24 protein-coding genes and 3 tRNA genes are annotated in these 24,205 nt (G+C 47.1%); 13 read left to right on the plus strand and 14 right to left on the minus strand.

Annotation, left to right across the window (positions count from 1 at the left end; genetic code table 11):
• Positions 1-143 precede the first annotated feature (143 nt).
• Positions 144-482, minus strand: coding sequence for a YraN family protein (locus RBH92_RS03005; protein WP_307933215.1), 339 nt, complete (start codon positions 480-482; stop codon positions 144-146).
• Positions 469-1,590 (minus strand): penicillin-binding protein activator, encoded by a 1,122-nt coding sequence (locus RBH92_RS03010; protein WP_307933216.1) that lies wholly within the window; start codon positions 1,588-1,590, stop codon positions 469-471. Before RBH92_RS03010 ends, RBH92_RS03005 begins: the two co-directional genes overlap by 14 nt.
• 2 nt (positions 1,591-1,592) lie before the next feature.
• Between RBH92_RS03010 and rsmI the strand changes: the two genes are divergently transcribed.
• Positions 1,593-2,459: a 16S rRNA (cytidine(1402)-2'-O)-methyltransferase gene (gene rsmI / locus RBH92_RS03015; RefSeq protein WP_307933918.1), complete on the plus strand. Its 867-nt coding sequence runs from the start codon at positions 1,593-1,595 to the stop codon at positions 2,457-2,459.
• 45 nt (positions 2,460-2,504) lie between these two features.
• Positions 2,505-3,548, plus strand: coding sequence for a dihydroorotase (gene pyrC / locus RBH92_RS03020; RefSeq protein ID WP_374049956.1), 1,044 nt, complete (start codon positions 2,505-2,507; stop codon positions 3,546-3,548).
• Between the two features lie 9 nt (positions 3,549-3,557).
• On the opposite strand, the gene RBH92_RS03025 is transcribed toward pyrC, so the two are convergent.
• The 4 genes from RBH92_RS03025 to RBH92_RS03040 form a co-directional block, all read right to left on the minus strand.
• Positions 3,558-3,974, minus strand: a complete 417-nt coding sequence (locus RBH92_RS03025) for a thiol-disulfide oxidoreductase DCC family protein (protein ID WP_307933218.1) — start codon at positions 3,972-3,974, stop codon at positions 3,558-3,560.
• Positions 3,975-4,968: 994 nt separating this feature from the next.
• A tRNA-Leu gene (locus tag RBH92_RS03030) sits at positions 4,969-5,058 on the minus strand.
• A 6-nt stretch (positions 5,059-5,064) separates the two neighbouring features.
• A tRNA-Cys gene (locus RBH92_RS03035) sits at positions 5,065-5,138 on the minus strand.
• A 103-nt stretch (positions 5,139-5,241) separates the two neighbouring features.
• A tRNA-Gly gene (locus RBH92_RS03040) sits at positions 5,242-5,316 on the minus strand.
• 206 nt (positions 5,317-5,522) lie between these two features.
• Between RBH92_RS03040 and RBH92_RS03045 the strand changes: the two genes are divergently transcribed.
• Both RBH92_RS03045 and RBH92_RS03050 read left to right on the plus strand, forming a co-directional pair.
• Entirely contained in the window at positions 5,523-5,792 is a 270-nt protein-coding gene (locus RBH92_RS03045; RefSeq protein WP_307933219.1) for a hypothetical protein, read from the plus strand.
• A 160-nt stretch (positions 5,793-5,952) separates the two neighbouring features.
• Positions 5,953-6,363, plus strand: a complete 411-nt coding sequence (locus tag RBH92_RS03050; protein ID WP_307933220.1) for a hypothetical protein — start codon at positions 5,953-5,955, stop codon at positions 6,361-6,363.
• 104 nt (positions 6,364-6,467) lie between these two features.
• On the opposite strand, the gene RBH92_RS03055 is transcribed toward RBH92_RS03050, so the two are convergent.
• Both RBH92_RS03055 and RBH92_RS03060 read right to left on the minus strand, forming a co-directional pair.
• Positions 6,468-6,749, minus strand: a complete 282-nt coding sequence (locus tag RBH92_RS03055; protein WP_307933221.1) for a hypothetical protein — start codon at positions 6,747-6,749, stop codon at positions 6,468-6,470.
• Positions 6,750-6,949: 200 nt separating this feature from the next.
• Entirely contained in the window at positions 6,950-7,348 is a 399-nt protein-coding gene (locus tag RBH92_RS03060) for a surface-adhesin E family protein (RefSeq protein WP_307933222.1), read from the minus strand.
• Between the two features lie 283 nt (positions 7,349-7,631).
• On the opposite strand from RBH92_RS03060, the gene RBH92_RS03065 reads away from it, so the two are divergent.
• Positions 7,632-7,958 (plus strand): hypothetical protein, encoded by a 327-nt coding sequence (locus tag RBH92_RS03065; RefSeq protein ID WP_307933223.1) that lies wholly within the window; start codon positions 7,632-7,634, stop codon positions 7,956-7,958.
• A 113-nt stretch (positions 7,959-8,071) separates the two neighbouring features.
• Here RBH92_RS03065 and RBH92_RS03070 read toward each other — a convergent pair whose 3' ends face one another.
• Positions 8,072-9,595 carry a peptide MFS transporter gene (locus RBH92_RS03070; protein WP_307933224.1) on the minus strand — a complete coding sequence of 508 codons (1,524 nt, stop codon included), beginning with the start codon at positions 9,593-9,595 and terminating at the stop codon, positions 8,072-8,074.
• 153 nt (positions 9,596-9,748) lie between these two features.
• Between RBH92_RS03070 and RBH92_RS03075 the strand changes: the two genes are divergently transcribed.
• The 5 genes from RBH92_RS03075 to RBH92_RS03095 all read left to right on the plus strand — a co-directional run bounded on the left by RBH92_RS03075 (position 9,749) and on the right by RBH92_RS03095 (position 15,302).
• Positions 9,749-10,480 (plus strand): C39 family peptidase, encoded by a 732-nt coding sequence (locus RBH92_RS03075; protein WP_307933225.1) that lies wholly within the window; start codon positions 9,749-9,751, stop codon positions 10,478-10,480.
• A complete protein-coding gene (locus tag RBH92_RS03080) occupies positions 10,477-11,949 on the plus strand; it encodes a RimK family ATP-grasp domain-containing protein (protein WP_307933226.1) in 1,473 nt (490 codons plus the stop codon). Before RBH92_RS03075 ends, RBH92_RS03080 begins: the two co-directional genes overlap by 4 nt.
• Positions 11,946-13,199 (plus strand): carboxylate-amine ligase, encoded by a 1,254-nt coding sequence (locus RBH92_RS03085; RefSeq protein WP_307933227.1) that lies wholly within the window; start codon positions 11,946-11,948, stop codon positions 13,197-13,199. Before RBH92_RS03080 ends, RBH92_RS03085 begins: the two co-directional genes overlap by 4 nt.
• Positions 13,196-13,906, plus strand: a complete 711-nt coding sequence (locus RBH92_RS03090; protein ID WP_307933228.1) for an N-formylglutamate amidohydrolase — start codon at positions 13,196-13,198, stop codon at positions 13,904-13,906. Before RBH92_RS03085 ends, RBH92_RS03090 begins: the two co-directional genes overlap by 4 nt.
• Positions 13,907-14,036: 130 nt before the next feature.
• Positions 14,037-15,302: an AI-2E family transporter gene (locus tag RBH92_RS03095; RefSeq protein WP_307933229.1), complete on the plus strand. Its 1,266-nt coding sequence runs from the start codon at positions 14,037-14,039 to the stop codon at positions 15,300-15,302.
• 165 nt (positions 15,303-15,467) lie between these two features.
• On the opposite strand, the gene msrA is transcribed toward RBH92_RS03095, so the two are convergent.
• From msrA to RBH92_RS03115, 4 genes are all read right to left on the minus strand, one after another.
• Complete coding sequence (gene msrA, locus RBH92_RS03100; RefSeq protein ID WP_307933230.1) at positions 15,468-16,784, minus strand: peptide-methionine (S)-S-oxide reductase MsrA; 1,317 nt, start codon at positions 16,782-16,784, stop codon at positions 15,468-15,470.
• Between the two features lie 104 nt (positions 16,785-16,888).
• A complete protein-coding gene (locus RBH92_RS03105; RefSeq protein ID WP_307933231.1) occupies positions 16,889-17,314 on the minus strand; it encodes a hypothetical protein in 426 nt (141 codons plus the stop codon).
• A gap of 38 nt (positions 17,315-17,352) precedes the next feature.
• Positions 17,353-18,474, minus strand: a complete 1,122-nt coding sequence (locus RBH92_RS03110; protein WP_307933232.1) for a phospholipase D family protein — start codon at positions 18,472-18,474, stop codon at positions 17,353-17,355.
• Between the two features lie 193 nt (positions 18,475-18,667).
• Positions 18,668-19,534: a hypothetical protein gene (locus RBH92_RS03115; RefSeq protein ID WP_307933233.1), complete on the minus strand. Its 867-nt coding sequence runs from the start codon at positions 19,532-19,534 to the stop codon at positions 18,668-18,670.
• Positions 19,535-19,868: 334 nt separating this feature from the next.
• Between RBH92_RS03115 and RBH92_RS03120 the strand changes: the two genes are divergently transcribed.
• On the plus strand, positions 19,869-20,261 hold the full coding sequence (locus tag RBH92_RS03120; protein ID WP_307933234.1) for a hypothetical protein: 393 nt from the start codon (positions 19,869-19,871) through the stop codon (positions 20,259-20,261).
• Between the two features lie 1,448 nt (positions 20,262-21,709).
• Here RBH92_RS03120 and RBH92_RS03125 read toward each other — a convergent pair.
• On the minus strand, positions 21,710-21,934 hold the full coding sequence (locus RBH92_RS03125; RefSeq protein WP_307933235.1) for a hypothetical protein: 225 nt from the start codon (positions 21,932-21,934) through the stop codon (positions 21,710-21,712).
• A gap of 625 nt (positions 21,935-22,559) precedes the next feature.
• Here RBH92_RS03125 and RBH92_RS03130 point away from each other — a divergent pair.
• Together RBH92_RS03130 and RBH92_RS03135 are read left to right on the plus strand one after the other, a co-directional pair.
• A complete protein-coding gene (locus RBH92_RS03130; RefSeq protein WP_307933236.1) occupies positions 22,560-23,180 on the plus strand; it encodes a DUF3465 domain-containing protein in 621 nt (206 codons plus the stop codon).
• A 304-nt stretch (positions 23,181-23,484) separates the two neighbouring features.
• The gene (locus tag RBH92_RS03135) at positions 23,485-24,177 is read left to right on the plus strand and encodes a Crp/Fnr family transcriptional regulator (protein WP_307933237.1); all 693 of its coding nucleotides are present in this window, start codon (positions 23,485-23,487) and stop codon (positions 24,175-24,177) included.
• Positions 24,178-24,205 lie beyond the last annotated feature (28 nt).

Genomic DNA, 24,205 nt, shown 5'->3' on the forward strand with positions numbered 1-24,205 from the left:
GATGCAAACGGCCGTAGGAATGTTGAAAATTTCTTGCGGTGATAGTGTGAGAGGAGAGTTATCTTAGATCAATAAGATAAATGATCAAATTGGCTTTTCAAAACAACACGGTTACGATTCAGTCCAAACCGGTTGTCTAAGCGTTATTCACTGAACGCATTTTTAATCCACTCGATTTTATGGCCATCGCTACCCGACAGTAGCAATGCATCAAACCGGCAAGGCGGTTCGCTGTTGATTGCTGACAGATAATGCCGGGCGGTGCGTAGCAGTTTGGCTTGCTTGGCCGGGGTAATGCTGGCGGCGGCACCGCCAAATGCGTCGTTTGATCGCATGCGGACTTCGATAAATACCAATGTGTCATGATCGCGCATGATCAGGTCGATTTCTCCAAAGCGGCAGCGGTAATTTTGGGCTAGAAGCACTAATTGCTGCCGTTGCAAAAAAGCGATGGCGATTTTCTCGGCATCACTGCCTTTCATCTTCGCTGATATTCTCGGGAGTTGTGATGAGCTGCACTTTACCTTGCGTAAATTGCGCCGGGATGGGTTCACGCACGAATAGATTGGGCGGGGTGAAGCGGATGTTTCCGGTAACGCCGTCGAACGTGATCTGATCGGCTGAATGCCATTGCAACAAATTGGTCATGAGACGGAAAGCGTCGATGCCCAAGGCATAGAGGCGTTCCATTTCGGTGCTTCTGGAATTGCTGCCGGTATGGCGGTAGGCCATTACAGCGGCATGATCGGGTTGCAGCAGCCATGGCATGTCGAGAAACCGGATACCTTCTAAATCGCTATTGAGAAGAAAGTTGGCGGTACCGGTAAAAATCTGCGAAGTGGCATAAACCGGGGTTTCCGGATCGATATAAGGGCGGATGATGCGCGATTTGGTTGCGTCCAGAGCCAGGAAAACCAACCGTTCTTCGCCAGCGGTTAAATCCCGCAGTTGCTGTAAAAGAACCGGATTGTCGGTATAACGGTATAATTGCGAGGTGTAGCCGTATTCTTCTTGCCATCGCTGCATGAAAGCATTTTGCAGGCGTCTGGATAAGGCGCTGTCATCTCCGATGACGACGGCATGGTTTCTACCAATCGTGGATGCCAATTTTGCGATTTGACTGGCTTCGGTATCCGTTTGTAAACCGAAGAGATAAAGATTGCCCGGCAAGGTCAGGTTGGTATCAACCGTGTTCAATGTTAATGTCGGAACTGCCAAAGCCTCGCTGGATGCGATCGCGGAAACACCGTCCCGGGTGAGCGGACCCACTACAAATAACGCGCCGGAAGCGATCGCGTGGTGATAATTCATGAGAATATCGAGCGGTTCGTCGCTGGTTGCATATAACCGGATGGTATACGGCAATGCCTGTCCGCGCTGCGCGGCGACTTCAAATCCATCTTTAACGACATTGGCCGCTTCCGCAAACGACGGCGATTCCAGCGGCAATATCAACGCGATATGGGACACAATCACCGGGCCGGCGGCTATGCCTGACAGCGGGGATTCTTCCTGTCCGGTGGCCAATACTGCCTGGTTGCCGTATATTGCCAGAAACAGTGCCAGGAAAATCGAAAAGCAACGTGTCATGGATGAAAATGATGCTGGAAAAGAGTGCATTATATGTGGTTGCCACCCCAATAGGAAATTTAAGCGATATCAGTTTGCGCGCCTTGGAGGTGTTGGCGGGGGTCGATGCGATTGCCGCGGAACATGTGCAAAATTCCGCGCATTTATTGGCGAAGCACCATATCACCGCAAAATGGATCCGGTTACATCAGCATAATGAAAGCGCGGCTGCCGAGAAAATATTGTCGTTATTGCGGGCCGGAGAGCGTGTGGCGTTAGTGACTGACGCCGGTACACCGGGCATTTCCGATCCGGGTGCGATTCTGGTGCAACGCGTGCGCGAGGGCGGTTGCCGGGTTATTCCAATTCCGGGCGCCAATGCGGCAGTTTGCGCGTTATCCGCAGCGGGTATCAGCGATCCCCATTTTTTGTTTTATGGTTTCTTGCCGACAAAATCCGGGTTGCGTAAGCGGGCGCTGACCGGAATCCAGTCATATCCGTTTACGCTGATATTTTATGAAGCGCCGCATCGTATTCTGGAATCGGTGACAGATATGATCGAAGTGTTTGGCGAAAGTAGGAGAATAACCATAGCCCGGGAGTTGACCAAGTTGTTTGAAACAATTTATTGCGGAACATTGGCAGAAACGCTTGTTTGGCTGCAAGCGGATATCAATCAGCAAAAGGGAGAGTTCGTATTGCTGCTATCAGGGGCGGAGATGCCGGAAGAATCCGGTATCAGCGAAGATGCCCGGCATACCTTATCATGCTTGCTGGCGGAACTGCCGCTGAAGCAATCGGTGAAACTGGCCGCTGAAATTACCGGTGAAAATAAAAATGCACTGTATCAATTAGCATTGAATCTAAAATCCAGCGAACCTGGGTTTTAAGCTTGCGTACGTTATAATGAAGCTGATTAACACTTCCCGGAATCGATCTTGACTAGCATTACCATTACCCGGCCTGACGATTGGCACTTGCACTTGCGCGATGGTGAACAAATGCGTGCGGTATTGCCGCATACCGCAAGACAATTCGCCCGCGCCATTGTCATGCCCAACTTACGCCCGCCGGTAGTTTCAGTTGCTCAGGCTTCGGCGTACCGGCAGCGCATACTGTCGGCATTGCCCGCTGCACTAAAAAACCAGTTTGAACCTTTGATGACGTTGTATTTGACCGATAACACCCCGGTTGCGGAGATTGTCCGGGCAAAGGAAAGCGGCGTGGTGCATGCGGTGAAATTATATCCGGCTGGCGCAACGACGAATTCGGATGCCGGAGTGACCGATATCATGAAGTGCTATGCGGTGCTGGAGATGATGGAAGCGCAGGATTTGCCGCTGCTGCTGCACGGTGAAGTGACCGATTCCGCTGTCGATGTGTTCGATAGAGAGAAAGTTTTTATCGATCGGGTATTGCTGCCGCTGACACAACGGTTTCCTCATTTACGCATGGTCTTCGAACATGTCACTACGCGCGACGCAGTTCAGTTTGTTAAAGAATCATCGCATCCGATTGCGGCCACGATTACCGCGCATCATCTGTTATTGAATCGTAATGCGATTTTTCAGGGTGGAATTCGTCCGCACCATTATTGCCTGCCGGTATTGAAACGTGAGATTCACCGCAAGGCTCTGCTGGATGCGGCTATAAGCGGCAATCCCAAGTTTTTTCTGGGCACCGATAGCGCGCCGCATTCGCTGTCGAGTAAAGAAAATGCTTGTGGTTGTGCTGGGATTTATACCGCGCATGCTGCAATCGAGTTTTATGCAACGGCATTTGAGCAAGCCGGCGCTTTAGATAGACTGGAGCCTTTTGCCAGTTTCCACGGAGCTGATTTTTACCGGTTGCCGCGCAATCAGGGGACTATCACACTGAATAAAGAGACCTGGACAGTTCCGCAGCATTTTGACTTTGCGGACGAGCGATTAATACCGCTTTATGCCGGCAACGCGTTGACCTGGAAAATGGCATCGTAACCCGGGCGTTTACCAATGTTTTAATAACCGGTTCCAGCGATATAACAATTTTGCGAAGCCATTATAAGCCGCTTGAGCAAGTTGCCGGATGACCGGAAATTGTAGCAACTTTGCCAACCAGCGTTGTTTGGGTGATTGCCGCCAGAGATGAATGAATGCATCGATACCGGTGTTGATTGCGCCATCGCTATCTTTAACGTGCAATCGCTCACGGACTTGTTCCAGCGAACTGTTTACTTCCGCGATGGCTTTTGGATTGGTGTGTACATCGATCCACTCGATATCATCGACCCCACATCGTTCAAGATGTTGACGTTGACTTTCTATCCCCGCTTTGCAGATCGGACAGGCGCTGTTGTAATACACTTTTTTGTGCATTCCGGTTGTTTTTGTCAGGTAGATGGCGAGCATTAGTATACCCCGCATCACTGACAACTTGGTTAAGTTGTCAGTGATGCGGGGCGTTGATAGGAATTAATGCAATCTTGTGTGCCGTTCTATCGTCGGATGCAGTTGATGGGGGTCGTTGGTATTCTTCTTTTGCCAGAATAGCTTGTAGGCACAGAAGGCTCCGATGAGAAGAGCAATAATGGTCAGTAAGATCGGGGATGGAGTGGGTATTTCGAGATACCAGTACCACCATTCAAGAGCCGTAAGGAGAATAAAAATGGAAGGTGCAATGATTAAGGGGAGGATGTCGCTATCGATCAATTTGTTAAGTTTTTGATGGATGTATTGGCGGCATTTGATAAAAAAATTGTTTGCACGCGTTGGATGTTTTTGGGGTCTCGATTTGATAATTTTTAGACGCAATTTTGGCATAAGTATAATTGTATTAAATTGTTGAAATATTATAGAAATGCGATTCAACATATGAATCGCTCGCAGAGACAGTTATCGGTATCGGAGGTTAAAAATTTATAGCCGGAGACATTTTTGGCATATTTTCTGAAAATGCTGCCAATCACTCAATTTTTCTTGACATTTCAAGTCATCCACAGGCTAATGACAAAACAGATACTGCTTCTTTGTCTGCCGTTATGGATAAAGAAAACTGCGTAACAATATGAAATGTAATATTTAATTAAAACGTTAAGTAGTTAATTTAAGATAGAATCTCGTTTTCTAATTGGTCTGCAGCATTTATAAAGAGAATATTCACAAAGTTATCCACAGATTTGTGAATAATTAAAAGAATCTCAATTGAAATAGAACGGTACGTTACTTTTTGAATGGCTAGATACGCGACTTGCAACGATATCAGGGCGTGCGCCGGTGAGATTTGGTATGAAACTTTGAAAGCTGTGGAAAGAACTTATGACATTCTGAATCTTAAACATCCATCCTTGATATCCAATTTTCAGGATGACGCGGATTAAAAATTAATGTGCATAGTATGGATTTTTACGATACCAGGAATTGGTGCCCGGGGCCGGAATCGAACCGGCACGGGCGGTTTAGGCCCGAGGGATTTTAAGTCCCTTGTGTCTACCAATTTCACCACCCGGGCAAAAAATGGAGGCGGGGGTCGGAATCGAACCGGCGTAGACGGCTTTGCAGGCCGCTGCATGACCACTCTGCCACCCCGCCATATTGCATAGCTATAAAATTATTTGTAGCCCTAAAGAATAACCTGTAGAGACTATGCGGTTTCCGACAAAACTATCTTACAAGAGCCATTTTCTGTAGAAAATGGAGCGGGAAACGAGGCTCGAACTCGCGACCCCAACCTTGGCAAGGTTGTGCTCTACCACTGAGCTATTCCCGCGCGATGAAGTTACCGAAAGATTTGTATCACTTCAGAAACAAAGGGTGGATTATAGAGATGCTGTGCATTTTGTCAAGAAATGCAGATTGTTTGAAGCGTGTTAATCGACTGTATGCAGTCACTTTCGAGAAGAACAATTTGGGTATCGTGTAAAATGAATTAGTGAAGAGCAATTTATGAAAATGATATGAAGTATGCAACCAAGTGTGATTATTAATCAGCACCGGAATACCGCAATTATCGTAGCAACCAGCGGTAAAGGCGTCGTTGTGATTAAACTAGGTAAAGGAAAGCTGACGGTAACGACATTATCTCAAAAAGCAATTGCCGATCAAGGCTATGCAGTGAGTAATTATTCACCTAAGCAGGCGGCGGAGCGATATTTGAAACACGGTGCCGGTGTTAGCGAAAAGGCTAGAAAATATTTGGAAAAAATCGCGACCAGCGGTTTTACTGAAGGACTGGATTTTGTTTAGTCCGGGCATTTAATTTTGCGGCTTGAGATTCATTGTTTATAAAGATCTCTGTTTTCAACATGATTATCAGCAGATTTCATCATTCTCCAGATTTGTTTTTTTAGGATTCTCCGGTGTGTTTTTAGAATTGCCGAGACTAGGGTAAGGAAATAATAGAAAAATGACCAATGTATTAAGAACTTGTACTATGCTGCTGCTGATTGCTCTGATCAGTACAATGTCAGCATGCTCAGTGTTTATGGCTGCCAAACAGCCGGAAAAAAAAGACCTAAGTCTACTGAAGGAAGGCGTGTCTCGAGCGGTATTGATTTCCGAGTTCGGAGCACCGGTTGTGAGCGAGTATAAAGATGGAAAAAGGTACGAAATTTTTAAGTTCGTACAGGGTTATAGCACCGGCGCGAAAGCCGGGCGGGCGTTTTTACACGGCGCTGCAAGTATCGCTACGTTAGGGTTATGGGAGCTTTTTGGAACGCCTACGGAAATAACTTTTAACGGCGATGAAATGGCTTTTCAAGTCAGCTACAATGAGAATGATACTGTTGATGAAATCGCCATGATTAAAAAAGAATGATTCATAAGCCGATTTCGAAGAATTCTTTCAACAAAACCGTGCCATAAAAACAAAGCCGGCAAAAACCGGCTTTGTTCGGAAAAAACGACTAAGAATCGTTGCGATTAGCTACATTTTCCTGTTTCAGAACCATCTGCATTGGTTTCTGCGCCGTCATCCTTCACGCAAGTGTTTTGGCAAACACCAGATTTCTTACATGCTTTTCCTGCGGGCAGGCTTTTCTTTTCAATACAGGCTCCTTCTACCAAATAACAGACCTGGTTTTCTCCGCATGCGCTTTTACCATCTTTTTCAGTTTCCAAGCTACATGCCGCAAATGCCTGATTTGAGAAAACAATAAGGGCAATTACGAATACTAAGGAATTCAATGCTCTTCTAAACAACATGTTACCCCCCTTCTTTAGTGTGTGAAAAAAACATGATTGATTGCATATTGGCGAAAATCGCGGAAAAAATTTAATGCTGCGCAATTTTCTGGCTCATTCCGGCAAATCATTTCTACATTTACTTTTCACTTTCCAGTGTCAAGCAAAAGCAATTCTACCGGTAAGATCGAACCAGGCATAGAGGGGAGTGTGGCGTATTATTATTGTTGTTGACCGCATGCTATCCGCCATTCTTTCTCATCCATACTTTGATCTTGAATCTTCTCCCACTTCTGCGGTTGGCTATAGGATCGAACAAGATCGCCTTTTTCCATGTTCCAGCTGAAATATGAAAAAGCGAGAGTTCTCATTTGTTCTTCCTCGCAATCAAATTCACGCCGGATTTTTTCTGATAGGTAAGTGGCTCCCAAGGTTCTTTGTTCAATTTTGTAATCGAGTAAAATCCACATTTTCACTCGATTGCTTGCTTTCCGGATGGAAGCAAGATCGGCGTAGATCGTATAGCCGCCTTTATCGGCGGTTTCGCCGATAAGAGTCCACTGTGCGAGTGCTTCGGTGCTGATAAAAGCGAATGCTAGCGCGAGTAATATTTTTTTCATTCTGGATTCTGGCTTTTTGTTAGGGTAGGTTTTCAATAATGTAACGGATCGGCATTGGCAATAATTTTGAACAATGCATTTACTGAGAACCGTTTTGTTCACTTATGCAAGGATGCGCGAGTGCCGCGTAACGAAGTGATGCGCTCGTGCAGTCAATTAATCAGCGTTTCTCTAGCGGATTCTTACATTATGATCCTATAAATGCAAACAATGATGATTCGATAGGGATTGTAGTAAACTCCATTCCTGAGTTGCTCAGGCAAATATTATGAGAAGGAATCTTATGCATCGGACATTTTTTGTTTTTGCGATCTTTATAACTTTGCTGTCGGGGTGTGTTACATCGAAAGAAATATTTCTTGCGGATGGAACCCGGGGCCATAACATCAACTGCAGCGGCGCCGGGAAGAACTATAGCAACTGCTTGGAAAAAGCCGGCGAGATCTGCGGTGCTCGCGGTTACCACATCCTCGATCAGGCCGGCAACATTGTTTCATTTTCCGGAGCATTGCGCGAACTTAATGCCAGTCCAAGGACCGCTTCGGTCGGTTATATCTCTCAGTCGGGTTCGGTAATTAATCGTAATTTATTGGTTAAATGCAAAGAATAGCGTAACGTAGCGACCCTCTTGTTTTTGACCGGCGGTGAAAATTAGCCGGTGTTTTTTCCAAGCAATCACATAGATTTTCTGGTTTTTACGGAACCGCGCTGGTGCGTATTGCGCTACGGTTCTTGGTGCATCATTTTTTGCAGAGTCTTCGCGAGCGTGAACAAAATCAGCGATGCAACGCCGGACAAGATCACGAAGATCATGAAAAATTCGTACAAGCTGTTGATTTCAAAGCCTAGAAAAGCGGATGTTACACCTGAGGCAGGGTCGGGATACAAAGCGCTGAGAATACCAGCCAGCTTACTCGCGGCCGCCAGCGATAAAAACCACACGCCCATCAGCAATGATGCAAACTTGGCTGGCGCCAGTTTTACCACCATCGCCAAACCGATCGGTGACAGGCACAATTCCCCGATGGTGTGCAACAGATACAGGCTGAATAACCACATCATACTGACTTTGACGGTTGGGTCCAGGTCTTTCACGCCGAAAGCGATCACCAAATAGCCTGTGGATAAAAACATAAGCCCAAGTGCATGTTTGGCGGGCGACGACGGTTCGATGTTGCGTTGTCCCAGGAACGTCCAGAGCATGGCAAACAGAGGCGCCAATACGACAATCAGCACGGCATTGATCGATTGAAAGAAACTCGCCGGTATTTCAAACCCGGAAAACCTACGATCGGTTTGTTCAGCGGCAAAGAAAGTGAGCGACGCGCCGGCTTGTTCGAAGGCTGCCCAGAAAAAGATCACAAAAAAGGCCAGAATGTAAATCACCGCGATCCGTTGCTTTTCGATGGGTGTCAGCGTTTTGTCGGTAATGATCGCTGCCGGACCGGCAATGCTGACGGTGAAAATGCCGGATCCAATGATGCCGGAGCCTGTCAGGAAATAAAAACCGCAGAATAATAGAATCGAGATGCAGACCCAAAGCAGTGCTTGCGGCCACTGCGGTTGAGATGCGGCGATGTGATTGTTGTTGGCCGCTTTTTTCTGCGGCGGCAGACCAATGCCGTCGCCGCCGGGCGTAACGAGATACCGGTTCTTGAGCAACTCAAACGATGCGATGCTGATGATCATGCCGATACCCGCGGCGAGAAAGCCCCATTTGAAATCGGCTGGGTTGCCGGTGTCGCCGAAGCCGCCGCACACCAACGGCGCGAAAAATGCGCCGAGGTTGATGCCCATGTAAAAAATGGTAAATGCGGCATCGACACGCTTGTCGCCCTCGGGATAAAGTTGTCCGACCATGGTCGAGATGTTCGGTTTGAAAAAGCCATTGCCGAAAATCAACAGTCCCAATCCGAGGAATAACAGCGGTTGTGCGACAGACAGATCATCGTAATTCGATGCCGACAGAAACATGCAGAAATGGCCTGCCGCCATCAAGATGCCTCCGGCTAGGATGGACTTACGGTTGCCCCAGTAACGATCGGCGACATAACCGCCGATCAGTGGCGTCAGATAAACCAAACCGATATAGCTGCCATAAATTTCCGAGGCGTATACTTTGTCGAACAGCAGCGCTTTGATCATGAACAAGGTAAAAATGGCGCGCATGCCGTAGTAGCTGAAGCGTTCCCACATTTCGGTGAAAAACAAAAGATACAAACCTTTCGGATGGCTTGTTGAATTCATGGTTCTGATGAATGAATAAAGCGATCAAAAGCGCAGATACTATCTGAATTTTGCATTTCTTAGCCATGAAACTGGCGAAAACCGGTGAATATCAGTTAGCATGTGCAATAGCGATGGTAGTCGTTCAATTCGTTAACTAATTAAGTGTTTGCCATGCTGAGATCCGTTCATCATTTGCCGATCAAGATTCTGCCGCAGCCGGATGAAACGACTTGCGGCCCGACTTGTCTGCACGCCGTCTATAGCTACTGGGGCAGAAACGAGCCGCTGAACGATATCATTGCCCGCACGCGCAAGCTGGAAAGCGGTTCCGGCACGTTTGACGTGTTTCTGGCGTGCGATGCGCTGCGCAGCGGTTTTCAGGCGACCATTTATACCTACAATCTGATGGTGTTCGATCCGGTCTGGTTTGCCGCCGGTGTCGATATCGCGCAACGGTTGCGGCAGCAAGCGGCGGCCAAGTCCGACCGCCGCTTGCGCTATGTCACCGAAGGCTATCTGGAGTTTCTGAGCCTTGGCGGACGGTTGCGGTTGCTGGATTTGTCGCATGCGCTGATTCACGGACTGCTGCGGCGCGGCGTCCCGGTATTGACCGGACTGAGCTCGACTTTTTTGTACCGGGTGGCGCGTGAACATGGCCCGGATGATACGCCGGATGATATCCGCGGAGTGCCTGCCGGTCATTTTGTGATCATTACCGGTTATGACCGCAACAAGCGCACGCTGCTGGTTGCCGATCCGTATGGCGCACAACAGGAATATTGGTGCAATATCGACCGGGTGATCAACGCCATTTTGCTCGGTATCGTGACGTATGACTCTAACTTGCTGGTGATTCATTCGCCGCAAACTGCCAAGCAACCATCCGGTTTGGAATTGCCATGAGCAACTTGATTGTCGTCAGCAACGTGCAGCACTGGCCATTGAAGATTCCCGATGTGTCGGTGATTTCGGCCAAGGAGTATCTGACCGATCCGGCATACGGCGGGCACCTCCGCGCGCGCGTCTATAATCTGTGCAAATCGTACCATTATCAAAGCATCGGTTATTACGTCTCGCTGCTTGCCGAGGCGCGAGGGCACAAGCCGTTGCCGCAAGTCAATGCGATCGAGGATATTCAGTCGCCGGGTCTGGTGAAACTGTTAACCGAAAATCTCGATGAGCTGGTGCAAAAATCGCTGGCGCCGATCAAATCGGAGCATTTTGATCTCAGCATTTATTTCGGGCGTAATATCGCGAAACACTACGATCCGCTCAGCCGGGAATTATTCAATCTGGTGCGCGCGCCGTTATTGCGCGCTTATTTCGACCGGCACGGCGAGGAATGGCGTATGCGCAGCCTCAAGGCGATTGCCGCCAGCGATATTCCGCCGCAGCATCAGGATTTTGTAGTACAGGCGGCGACCGATTATTTCTCCAAGCGTAAGCCGTGGTTGCATCCATTGATTGCGCCCCGCTACGATCTGGCGATCTTGCACGATCCGAGCGATCCGGAACCGCCATCCAACGCCAAGGCGATGAAGCATTTCGAGAAAGCCGCCGGGGAGCTGGGTATGCACGTGGAATTGATCACACGCTCGGATATGAGCCGTTTGGCGGAATTCGATGCACTGTTCATCCGCGATACCACTTTTGTCAATCATTACACGTATCGCTTCTCCCGCCACGCCGCGGCGGAAGGATTGACAGTGATCGACGATCCGAATTCGATTCTGAAGTGTAACAACAAGGTTTATCTGGCTGAATTACTGACCCGTCACCAGATTCCGATTCCAAGAACCGTCCTGGTGCACAAAGATAATCTGGAGCACATCATTCCGGCGCTGGCCTTGCCGTGTGTGCTGAAACAACCCGATAGCTCATTTTCGCTCGGTGTTGTCAAAGTTGCCTCGGAAACGGAATTGCGGCAAAAGGTTAAAGTGCTTCTGGAAAAATCGGAGTTGATCGTGGCGCAGGAATATTTGCCGACTGCATTCGATTGGCGGGTTGGTATCCTGGATCGCAAACCGTTATTCGTGTGCAAATATTTTATGGCGCCCGGCCATTGGCAAATCATCAAGCATGGCGAGCAAGCGCAGGATTATGTCGAAGGCATGACGCAAGCGGTTGCGTTGCAAGAGGCGCCTGCAAAAGTAGTTAAAACCGCGTTGAAAGCGGCCAATCTGATCGGTGATGGTTTTTATGGCGTCGATCTGAAGCAAGTAGGGCGGCATTGCTACATCATCGAGATCAACGATAATCCGAATGTCGATGCTGGTAATGAAGACGGCATTCTAAAAGAAACGTTGTATCAGCAAATCATGGCGGTATTTTTGCGCCGCATCGAAGAACGCAAACAAGGAAACCGGCGGTGAAATCGGCAATTCCGGCATTTTCCGGTTTTGGTATCGAGCTCGAATACATGATCGTCGACCGCGATACCTTGGCAGTATTGCCGATTGCCGACCGGTTGTTGCAGGTTTTGGCTGGACGCCAGGTATCCGAAGTTGAATGCGGCCGGTTGGCTTGGTCGAATGAATTGGCGTTGCACGTCATCGAGTTGAAAAATACCGACCCGGAAGCCGATCTCGAATCGTTACCGGCGCTTTTTCAAAGCGAGGTGTCCCGGATCAACGGTTTGCTCGAAACCATGAATGCGCGCTTGATGCCTACTGCGATGCATCCGTGGATGAATCCGCGTATCGAAACTCGCTTGTGGCCGCACGATCATGCTGAGATTTATCGCAGTTACGACCGGATTTTCGATTGCAAACGCCATGGCTGGTCCAATCTTCAGAGTATGCACCTGAATCTGCCGTTTGCCGGGGATACTGAATTTGCCCGGCTGCACGCTGCGATTAGGCTGATCTTGCCGATCCTGCCAGCGTTGGCCGCCAGTTCACCCATCGCCGAAGGCCGCTTCAGCGGTTTTCTGGATTTCCGCATGGAAAATTACCGTACGCATCAAATGACGATTCCATCGACGATGGGGCAGGTGATTCCGGACACGATCCTTGACAGCGAGTCGTATCGGCAGCAAATTCTGTTGCCGATGTACCGGGAGATTGAAGCGTACGATCCGGATGGCGTGTTGCAGCAAGAGTGGCTCAATGTGCGTGCGGCAGTGGCGCGCTTTGTCCGCCATGCGATCGAGATCCGCATCATTGATGTGCAAGAATGCCCTTACGCCAATCTGGCCATTGCCGAGATTGTGATCCACGTCGTGCGTGCGCTGTACCAGCAAGAAACCGCGTCACTGACTGAGCAACAAGTGTTCGGAACCGATCGTCTGGTAACGATTTTGCACAGTTGTATCGAGCAAGCGGATCAAGCAATCATCGCCGACCACGGTTATTTGTCATTGCTGGGATTTCCATCGGCGCAATGCACGGCAGGCGAACTATGGCAGCACTTGTTTACATCGCTGCTGCCGCTGCAAGTTCAGCAATCCAGTGTTTGGCGAGAAGTGTTTACTGTGTTGTTGCAGCAAGGTCCGCTGGCACGGCGGATTTTGCGCGCAGCCGGACAGGATTTTAGCCGTGAGCATTTGGCCGCAGTGTATCGCGCGTTGTGCGATTGCTTGGAGGAAGGAAGATTGTTCTCCGGCGCCCAAGAAATTGCATGATCGATCCAATTGCACCGATTTGCGTGATCGTCAGCTGCGAACACGGCGGCAACCGGATTTCTCCGGCTTATCAATCGTTTTTCCAAGGGCATGAGGCGCTGCTTGCCAGCCACCGCGGCTACGATCCCGGCGCGTTGCTGATGGCGAAAGCAATCGCCAGGCAATTCGGCGCGCCGCTGTTTGCGGCGACCACCAGCCGATTGTTGATCGATCTCAACCGATCGGTAGGTCATCCGCAGTTGTTCTCGGAAATCACGCGGAATCTACCGGCAACTGCCAAGCAGCAAATCCTGGCACGCTATTACCGGCCGTACCGCGAGCGTGTCGAAACGGCGATTGCGGATGCGATTCAGCAAGGCCGGCGCGTGTTTCATCTGTCGTCGCACAGTTTTACGCCGCAACTGCACGGCAAAGTGCGGAAAGCTGACATCGGCCTGTTGTACGATCCCGCCAGCGAGTGGGAGTTATCGCTTTGCCGCCGTTGGCAGCGAAGTTTGAGACAAGAATTGCCTGGTTTGACGATACGCCGCAATTACCCCTACACCGGAACGGCAGACGGCTTCACCGCTTACCTGCGCCACCGGTTTGCGAGCGACCGGTATGCGGGAATAGAGCTGGAAGTCAATCAAAAGTATTTCCTCGATGACCGGAGAAAATGGCGGAGTTTGCGCCGTATAATTGCTGCAACGCTTTCCAAGATTTTTTGACAACCACCGCGGTGTAGTTTGCGTAAAATCAAGCATTGTCATGGTTTTGATCGTATGATATCGAATAGCGTAAACGCTGGTGTTAATCCGTATTCAATGTTGCCGTGTCAATTATTTAGAAAATTCAATTATGTCATTCAGTTTTAACGATTTCTACGAAGCTAACCGCCGTATCATCATCTGGCTGATTCTGATCAGTCTGCTGTGGATACTGAGTGACTTTTTCGGACTGATTTTCATTACTTTTGTACTCGCTTTCATTGCTTCGCCGCTGGTGCGGATGGGGCAGAACCGGTTCAAACTGCCGTATCGGCTGTCACTCACGCTGGTCTATATTCTTTTTCTAATCGTGGTGGGCAGTTTTTTCCGCTATGTGACGCCGAACGTGATCGGTGAAGCGAACCGGTTTTTGAATAACTTCGATGAAGTGCAACAGAAACTAATCGAGCTGGAGCGCGATGTCGGCAGCAAATATCCCGGCATCGAGCGTTCATTGCACGGGTATATGCGCAGTTTGCTCGATGAGCACGCGCTGCGAATGATCGATAACGAACTGAATGTGTTTAAGAAAACGATCTATCTCGCCAGCGATGTCGATCCGGAACATGTGCTCGAGGAAGAACTCACCGAAGCGACGCAGGAAAAAATCCGGAAATACTTCGACAAGGAAGCCGAGCTGCTGATGAATTTTCTGGCGACCAAGCAAGTAGAAAAAGCCAGTGAACATTTTCCCAAGCTGATTAACCAGCTTTATACCGGGATCGGCACGGTGCTGCTGGCGCTGTTGTTCAGTTTCCTGATCCTGTTCGACAATATTCGCCTTGGCGGCTTGATGAAAAGTCTGCACGATTCGCGCTTGCGCGATTTTTATCAGGAAACCGCGCAGCCGGTGATCCGCTTCGCTTACGTGGTCGGCCGTGCGATCCAGGCGCAAGCAATGATCGCCTGTGTTAATACCTTTTTGACATTGATCGGACTGATGATTCTGGGTATTCCATCGGTCGCTTTCCTGTCGTTGATCGTGTTCGTTTGCAGCTTCATTCCGGTACTCGGCGTGTTCATTTCGACGACGCCGATGGTACTGGTTGCGCTGAACACCGGCGGATTGATGCTGGCGCTGGCGGTGGTGCTGATGATCACTATCATTCATATCATCGAAGCCTACGGGCTGAACCCGCTGATCTACGGCAAGCATCTGAAACTGAATCCGGTGCTGGTGCTGATTATCCTGCTGGTGGCCTACCATACCGCCGGCATGTGGGGCATGGTGCTCGGCGTGCCGGTGGCGTATTACTTCATTCACGACGTATTCGGCGTGCCGCTGTGGGACGCGCGCCGGCTGGGGCCAACGCCGGTTAGGGCAGAAAGTGTGAGCTTATCTGACCGGCAGGATTGAATACCCTGCCGCTAGGGAAACGCTGATTAATTCGGCGAACGAGATGAAGCACGAGGCGCACGGCACACAGCAACCGAGACATATCAACAAGATAGGCGAGGGAGCGAGTACCGCGCAACGAAGTGATTCGCTCGCATAGTCAATTAATCAGCATTTCCCTAGAGATCAATCCGGAATAAATTTCAACACATTACCGTTGATGCAGTAACGCTTGTAGCTTGGCGGCGGGCCGTCGTCGAACACATGGCCGAGGTGGATGCCGGAACTGGCACTGCGTACTTCGATGCGCTGCATGCCGTGTGAATCGTCGTCATGAAACGTTACCGAGCCTTCGATGGGATCGAAGAAGCTGGGCCAGCCGGTACCGCTGTTAAACTTCGCTTGACTGAGAAAGAGCGGCGCCCCGGTGATCGGGTCGACAAATTTTCCGGGGCGTTTTTCGTCCAGATTCGATGCGGTGAACGGTGGTTCGGTGCCTTGCTCGAACGCGATTTTCTGCTGTTCCGGTGTCAATAGCTGAAATCCCAGCCATTTCCAGAAGTTGGTTTTCTCCCCGTTATAACCGGTGTAACGGGCAACTTCCTTGCCATTCCTGAACAGTACGATGGTCGGTGTCGCAAATAGCGGTTTTTCCAGCGCCCATCCGGTCGGCGGATTGATATTCATGGTCGCCACCACCGGTACTTCCGCTTGCCAGTTGTCGAGCACTTCCTGATCGAACAGCTTGCAGTATTCGCAATGTTCCGCCTCGAAAATCACCAGTTGCTGTGCAAAATTTAAATCTTTGCCGTCCAGCGGTTTCATCAATTCGGGATTCAAGGCGGCGCTTTGTATCGTTTGCCCGCTGGATGCCGGGTATTTCACGCCCGTGCCGCCCAGGCCGCAATAACCGTTCGGGTTTTTCTGCAAGTAATCCTGATGGTATTCCTCGGCGGTGATGTAATTCCTCAAAGGCAGGACTTCAGTCGTGATTGCACCGTATCCGGCGGCACTAAGCACTTGCTGGTATGTTTTCTGTGTTAATAGCGCCAGCGCTTTCTGCGTTTCATCGTGATAATAAATCGCGCTGCGGTAATTGCTGCCGACATCGTTGCCCTGGCGGTCGCCTTGAGTCGGATTGTGATTCTCCCAGAACTTCGCCAGCACTGTTTCCAATGCTACTTGCGCAGGATCGAAAGTCACCTTGATCACCTCGGCATGATTGCGCGCCGTAGTCCGGCCCGCCAGCAACATCCGCTCATGATTCAGAATCTGCTGATACCCCACGCCGGGAATATCCCCGCCAGCATAGCCGCTCTCGACATCAAGCACCCCCGGAATCTCGCTCATGCGTTTTTCCGCGCCCCAAAAACACCCCATACCGAGGACGATGTAATCGGTTTTGATAGTGTTAGTTTGATTGGTGGGCGTCACGTTTTTCTCCATTGCAAAGGCTGTCAGAGCACATAATAAACCGGCGATTGCCGCAATAGTCTTTTTCATGATGAATCTCTAAGTTAAAATCTTGATGCACGTTACAGTACAGGAATTTTTCGGAGATTATATGATTGAAAAGATATTGGCTGATAACTTGGGTTGGTTCAAATCTAATCGAGTGATGCTGTTAGCTTTGTTCCAGTAGCAATTATTGTTAATCGTAAAGCTTCGTTCATCTCATTGCGCAGAACCGCGCCGACAACTATTAAAGTATCTTCTGACAAGGTGCCTCTAATGATATCTAAAGCATTATGAACTTCTCGCATCTTTAATGACTGATTTGCCGAAACACTCATCAAAATACCTTGAACATTAGATAGGAGGTTATTCTTTTTAAGGAAATTAGCAACTGCTTGTTGAGCTGCTGCGGTTGCCCTATTTATACCAACTGCTTGCGTTGAATATACTGTCGCATTCCCAAGACTCAGAATAATTTCAACGTCTTCGTTATCGACGCCGATTAAATCAGAATCCAAGACTTCTTTTATTCCTGAGATTAAGGCGGCTGACATTCCATCTTTAGAAATAGAATCCATGATCCCTTTCATTTTTTCGAGACCCCAATCCTTTAGAGTTATCGCACTTGTGACGAATTGTTGGTCACAATACGTAGCGCACTTGCGTAGGAGATGTATTTTCCTTCCTCATCACCTATTGCATATGGGCTACCCCATATGGCTTCAATATGTGGTTTTAATGCTTTTGCGAAAGCGGTCATTTCTGTGGTATTAAAAGATAAGCCCATAATTTGTGGCTCCTTCCTGCAAATGCATAGATGACCTTTGCTGCCATCTTCGTGTTCGAACTTCATTTCATGGATTCTCGTGTAAACACCATGGCAACTGACACTCCCTCGTTTGCCGTAGAAGATATCTATGAGTTGAGCACTCTTCGGCAGCTGCGGCCAATCTTCATAGATTGGCGGTATACTCGACTTTTGTAATGTTGATTTTTTTGTGAGATTTTGCTTGTAATTCTGATAGGCAAAGCGCGCTTCATCTGAAATATCCTCCCTAGAAATTACAATATATATATCCCTATCCTCCATCTCTTCTGGGTTAAAGCTTGTAAGGGCGAATGATTTACGCGCTCCCCTTGTTTGGGTTGTATTAGTTGGGCGCAATCCTCTTCTTTGATTCCATTTTTGTCGACTCGCTTCAATATCTTCATCTGAAATTGAAGAAGAGGCATCCCACATACGCGAGTACCATTCGCTAATTTTTTTTAATTGCTCTGGGTCACTTACACGATAACCAGCTTCTTCCCAACCTTGAAGTTCGGATCCTTCTAAACTTAGTCCGTTGGTCGATAGATTCGCGGACCCGATAATTGCTGAGTCTTCTCCAATCAGAACCTTTGCATGCAGGTTATCGAGTTGTCTCACATGAATGTTTGGTATATTTCTAATATGCTCAATGACCCCCGGATTTGTTCCGCCTGATGTTAAGTTACATATCATTTTCACTTCATGGTTAAAGTATTCAGACAGCAGAGCTTCTGCTCCCTTTCCCCAAAAGGCTACAGCGAGGTATTTTTCACCTTTTTCAGAAAGTAACTCTCGAACAGCTTCTTCATATTTGTTTGTATCAATGAACATTCTGTTTTCTCTATTAAGATTATAAAAATATATGATATCAAAAAATGACGCATACTTTGGAGCGGAGAGTCGCATATCGTAATTAGGTTTTTCTAACACATTATCAATCTATTAGAATTAAAAGCTCCCAATATAAAGTATAAAGGTACTATTGGGTTTTCGCATTCAAGTAACACGGGGAGCTACAAATACCTACCATTGAAAACCAAAGAACAACTATAGAGGTTGTTTGTTTTTCCGGATCGCGAGCTTGCCGGGCGATCCGGGAAATAATGATTGAGCGCGCCTCAAATCAATCAACTTTAACGAAACTGCCGCCTTCCTTGATCCAGGTTTCATTGGTGAAGGCGTCGTAGATCGATTCCGCGTCGGTTGCGAAGCAATCGGCAACGGTCCGGCTGGTGACGGTGTCTTTAAGCGCGAAGGTCACCGGCGGGGTGATGGTGACGCCCGGGATGCCTTCCGGCAGGACGCCGAACGAATTGGTGATGTCGAAGCAGGTATCGGAATTGACAATCAGGTTGGCGGCTTCGGCGGGCGCATTGACGGTACAATGTTTACCGCTGGTGAAGTTACTGACGAGCGATTCGAACGGATTGGGAATGCCGGGAATTGAAATGGTGATGCCATTGATCGCCGAGGAAATCACATTGGTCGAGGTCAGCACGGATATCCCGGATGCGGCGGTTTGCTGCGGTATTTGGCAAAGGCTGTTGCTGGTTGGCAGCGCGATGCAACTGCCGTTGGTGGTGACGTTGACGACATTGCCGCTTTGCGTATAGGTTAAGCCGGTGGGCGCGCTGGCGGTGTTACATGCCGGAATGCTGCCGCTGCCGCCGGAATTGTTGATCTGGGCGATTAAATCCGCTAACGGCGAAATGATGGTGGGGTTGCCGCCCCACGGCCCGCCCATGACGTAAACGTTGTTGTCGTTTTTGTTCACGCCCGCATAAATGCCGGTATCCGGATAATAGCGGAACAACCAGGGTTCGATGCTTTGCGTCGCTTGATGATTCGGGAAATAGGCGGGGTAGGTATTTTCAGCCCAATTCAACAAGGTTTCGGTATCGCTGCTTATTTCGGCAACAGCCAGGTGGAAGTGGCCGGATAGCATAATGGCATAAACGCCCATTGCAAACTTTCTCGAAGTATTTCTCATCGAACGATCTCCAGTTTTTTAAAAAATGATGCCCGAAGAATATCACACTACCGGTGGAAACCGTGCCGGCGCGCGTTCCGGCAATGTTCCGGTATCCGTAATCATTCCTGGATTGCAGGATCGATCATTGGCCGGTTCGCGTGGAAGCGTTCATGGATGCGCATTTGCAGTATTCTCCTGGTGCTTAAACCACGCTGGAAGTTCTTACATGTCTGTGCTTTCAATGCGTTACTAATGGTTTCCTTTAGATAAAAACCAGAGTTTCCCCAATATACATTGCGCATCGCGATCATTAAGATGGCAACATCTGAACAGTTTTATAAGGAGATTCAACATGAACACAGCAAAAGTAACCGCAATCGTTTCAATCCTGTTTTTTGGTTTTATTGCGGCTCCGGCATTTGCCGAAGCGCCGGCAGCGCCAAGCAGTATTAATTCCAACGATCATGCTGCATTGGCAAATTATTATGAAGGCCTGGCAAAAGAGATTTCTGGAAAATTGGAAGCCTTTCAACAAGAATTGGATCAGTATGAAGATCATCCGTACACCTATGGCAGGCAAGGACAAAGCCTGAGATCGCATCTGCAAGCCAATATCCGTGAATACAAAAAAGAATTGGCCGAAGATCTGCGGGAAGCGGAATTGCATAGAGAAATATTGGCAAAAGAGCAAAATAGACAATTTAACAAAGCGGAAGCGGATGTAGGCGGCGCAGTAGTACGGTGAATCCGGCGGCGTCAATGATGCTGTATAAGTGGTCATTTCGATTGGGAAGGCGCTGTTTATGCGCCTCCGGAGTAAGAAATGACCACGCTTCAATCCTTCCTCTTTAATTGACTCAATTAATAGTCTGTCGATCAATCAGATAGCCAAGGATGTGAGTATCCCGCAACAAAGCAATTCATTCACGTAGTCAATTCCCTAATTTTCCTCCCAAGGTTTTGTCTCCTTTTCAGCCAAATCCCGGCTGCCATGCATGAATGGCAAGGATCAAAAACCGATCAACTTCCAAGCGATACATCACGCGATAGTCCTGTACGATAATTTCCCGTAATTTTTGATCTCCGGTTTCTGGAATAATGCGACCGTTTTCTTTAATAATCTACAATGACTTATCTTCATAAAATTAGTGCTTCCCTAGCTTATCATTTAAGCTAATCTACTACAGCCCCATTTTTATTCAATGGAGACCTTTGCACGGTGTCATGAGCGGTACGAGAATAAGGCAAAAATTTGCGAAAAGGCGGAGTTTACACGAGGTAAATGAGCATTTTTCGCGAATTTCTAACGCAATTATCGTGCCGCGTAGTAATCGTGCAAAGGTCTCCAATGGTGTGTGCTTTGAAAGATTTGATGACAGTAAATACAAAATCCCTATCGGGGTTGCTTGGGATGCTATAAGCAGAAGAATTGACGCTGAACTTAAACTTGATTGTCCCGTTTGGGAGGAAAGAAACCAATGAACTTTTACGAGTATGAAAAAGCCTTGATGATATTCATGATATTACAGACACACGGGGTTAAATAATGATAGGGATAAGTGAGGAGAGTTTGAGAGCGTTATTTAAAGGAGATTGCGGTAATGTTTTAAAGGACAGGATGAAATGAGCTTTTTAGAATGGCCGTGTGAACTATTTTTAAGTATTTGCACCATTTTAGTAGCGACAAAGGCTTTATTGGCATTGGTTCTTGGCAGTATCTCGATCGGGATGATTTTCATAGTAATAAAACAAATAATCAAGGATTTAAGGAAATAATTTGATATGAGCCACTTTTCTGCAAAACCACAAGAGCTGCTGAAATGAGAGGGATAAGTGAGGAAAAATAAAGGAGATAATGCGCGATTGTTATAACGATGAATCTCTCACTGGGCAAATGTTGGCGGAGATATGAAGACAGCAAAGGACAAGCATTGATTCAGGACAATCCGGTCAAGCGCCTTTCCCAAACTCGTGCCTGGTATCGGGTCGAACGCCGTCAAACGGTGATCAAACCCCATGAACTCAAACCCTGGTTTCAGGCTGTCATGAATTTGAAGAACGATATCAAAAGCCAGAACCGTGAAACTATTCGAATAATCTCAGGAAAATTTACTTCCAATCATTACTGCTTCTTAATGCATAAAGGCCAATGTTTACTCAACATTGGCCTTTAACTCAAACTTCCAGAAAACTTCAGGCGTAAATTTTTTTCATCGGTAAGCGGGTTTCATTTTTTGATGAACTACCAATCACCAAGTAGCTTAAAAAGAATACCATACCTAGGATAAGATCAACCTCCAGCCACCCTGCAAGCGAATTCAAATCTCCAAACAACAGAAATCCAATTGCCGGAACAATTCCAAATAACACCAGAGTCATCCTCGTAGCTGTGCTGATAACATTATGGTTTGCTTTCATTTTAATCTCCTCGTCAATAGTTTATCAATAAATCACAGCTATTATGACGGATATATTCACAAAAAGTTCACATATTATTTACAAAAAAATCACATTTCCCATTCTATATTTGTAACTTATTGAATATAGACATTTAATATATTTAAGCGAATCATTTAATCACTCACGTTCCTTGCGCCATGAGATACAGGCGTCTCCGATTGGCAAAATTCAGGCATAAAAATTTAAAGGAAGCTGCTTATTCAAGCCATGCGCCCCTAATGATTTGTTTTACGTTACAGCCCATTCCCATGCAGAAAACTAGGTCATGACAGTACAAAATAATATTAAAACCTTCAGGATACAACTTTCTAAAGTGAGCGAGCGACAAGCCATCGGAGTCAGCCGATGCGGTTTGATTCAAGGCAAATAGTCTCCGGAAAATCCGGGGCGATTCACATAGCCAGCCTGTTATTTTTTACACACAAGAGCGAGGCTGTTGTGTCAATTCATTCAGAGCTATTAGCTTCATGCCGTAATTAGCGTATCAGTTATTCTTGTCTTGTATCTTTTTCAAGAATTTAATATTCATGTAATTTTTCAAGAGAATGTGAGAAGTCATTTTTTGGGAATGGATATTTTTGTTATGAAATTTTTTTTACTTTTTTGGTTATTAACTCCATCAATCTCACTTGCTGAGAATTTTTTGACGAATAGTAATAAGTTATTCGATTTTGCTGAGAAATCATATCCACAATTTTTCAGCCCCTCTGGAGTGAAAACCATCGCATTAAACGGGTATTTGGCGCGGTACTATCCCGGTACCGATATTTATATCGGAACCAAGGATTTTGATATCTATGTATATGGCAATGTTTTTAATGGATTGTTAAAGGTCGGTGTAATCTCTGATTTTGTTGCATTAGAACCTGATGGGAATGAGTTATTGGCCAAATTATTTAATGAAGGCCAAAGCAATGTACAGGTTCATGGAACTGGAACGGTGATTTCCTTATTAGCGGATGATCTCAATGGGGATCGTCACCAAAGGTTTATCATCGAACTAAAATCGGGCCAGACATTATTAATCTCTCACAATATCGATTTGGCGCCAAGGATTGATGAATTATCCTTGAATGATCAAATTGAGTTTCTCGGTGAATATGAATGGAATGACAAAGGCGGTGTGGTGCATTGGACGCATCGCGATCCTGCCGGAATTCATGTAGATGGCTGGCTATTTCACAATAAAGTTATCTATCAGTAATAACCCGGCTCTGGAATTTTGTTTGGATTTAAGCAAAGAAAATCATTATCTATGCAGCTGATAGGATCTTGAAAAACAGTTTCATTATGCCGAATTGGCTCCCCGACTTGGGATCGACCCAGGGGCCTGCGGATTAGCAGGTGTAATATCTATCTGTTTTTATTAATATTAATCCTGCCAGCGCTTGCCAGCACTCGTTGATGCTTATCAGATTTGTCACGTCTTATTTGTGCTGATTTTTAGGCTCGTTAAGCAGCTAAATTATTGCATAATTAAATACGATTAAATTTCAGTGGAATTGATAATGCAATCTATGTCATGCGATACTAAGTCCAGGTTGATTAACGATTTTTTTGAGCGTGACACGAATCAGTTGCGGAAGGACTACCCTTCCATTCTGGAAATTAATGTCCCGAAAAAAGCTTTTCTTTACCGTCAAGGTGATCGTTGTTCCGATTTGTTTTGGATAAAAAACGGTATTGTTAAGCTTTCTCATTTAACGGAGCAGGGGAGTGAAATTACTATTGATCTGCTTAGAAGAGGGGATGTCATCGGTTGTTTTCAGAATAATTCTGCCGATCAGGAAATGGATGAAACTGCGCAAGCATTGGGTGAGGTTAATTATTATCGAGTAGCATATAGCGATTTTAAAGCGATGATGTTTCATCAAGCAGAGTTGGCTTGGTATGTTATTGAAGATATGTATGCCCGGAAGCAGAGGGTAGAACGCAAATTAAGAGCGATTCTGACTCAATCCGTTGAAATGCGCGTTATCGCTACATTATTAGAACTAGCTGAGATGTTTGGAATAAGATGTACTCATGGATATACCTTGGAAATCCATTTAACTCAGCAGGAAGTGGCGGATTTAGTCGGGGCAAGCCGCTCTGTTGTGAGTACGATTCTGAATGATTTTAGGAATCGCGGAATGCTTGATTATACGCGCGATCAGATTTGTATTAATGATGCTGCTCTTCATGATTCTTGCGGATTTTAGTACGCTCAACAACTTGGCGCGAAATGAA

It is taken from the genome of Nitrosomonas sp. sh817 (assembly GCF_030908545.1).
Taxonomy (GTDB): Bacteria; Pseudomonadota; Gammaproteobacteria; order Burkholderiales; family Nitrosomonadaceae; genus Nitrosomonas.